An 880-nucleotide genomic window follows, 5' to 3' on the forward strand; every position below is an offset into this window, starting at 1 on the left:
TAGGGGCTGTTGATCTTTGTAGTACATATATCAATCAGCCCACATTGGTAGCCACATCATAGTAAATGCTAAAGCGAGCATTGAATGATAATTTCGTTCAAGCTTTTCATACCGCGTGGCTATCCCTCTATATTGCTTAATACGGCCAAATGCATTCTCAACCAAGTGCCGATATTTATACATGCACCAGTCAATATCTTCATTGCCTACTAAACTGTTGCCCTTACGTGGAATAACGGGTGTAGCGTTATTATCACGAACAAACGCTCTCAGTTTTTCACTGTCGTAGCCTTTATCTGCGACAACCATATTACTTGTTGGGCAATTAGCTACGAGTGACTCTGCATGGACGATATCATGCGTATTTCCACAGGATAATTCATAATAAACAGGCAACCCTCCGCTATCGACTGCAAGATGAATTTTCGTAGAATTTCCACCTCGGCTCTTTCCAATTGATTCATTGTCAGCAGTTCTTGCACCGCAACTATGTTGATGAGCCCTGACAATACTGCCATCAATGAAGACCCAATCCATGTCCGCATCACGAGATAATGCGCGAAACAGTTCATTCAAAATCCCTTTTTTGGACCATAAATTAAACCGTCTGTAGATAGCACTCCAACGGCCAAAATCAGAAGGTAAATCTCGCCATGGAATACCTGTGCGCATCTTATACAGTATGCCTTCGAGCGTTTTTCTATGGTCGGGCTTATTATAAATTCGACCACTTAAGTACATTACTTTTGATAAGACATTCCATGTCCCGTCTGTTAGCATTAATCTTGGCATGTAGGTTCGGTGTAAAGTTTTCTGGCGAATTCAATTATACCTTATCTTCATGCTGTTTGTTTTTCATACCACAAAGATCAACACGCCC

Annotated in this window: 1 protein-coding gene; it reads right to left on the reverse strand. The window is 41.2% G+C overall.

The window, feature by feature from the left end:
- Window positions 1-30: 30 nt before the first annotated feature.
- A complete protein-coding gene (locus P20311_RS14050; RefSeq protein ID WP_024600859.1) occupies window positions 31-792 on the reverse strand; it encodes an IS5 family transposase in 762 nt (253 codons plus the stop codon).
- Between the last annotated feature and the right edge of the window lie 88 nt (window positions 793-880).

Origin of the sequence: Pseudoalteromonas sp. BSi20311 (genome assembly GCF_000239875.1) — a bacterium.
Classification (GTDB): Bacteria; Pseudomonadota; Gammaproteobacteria; order Enterobacterales; family Alteromonadaceae; genus Pseudoalteromonas.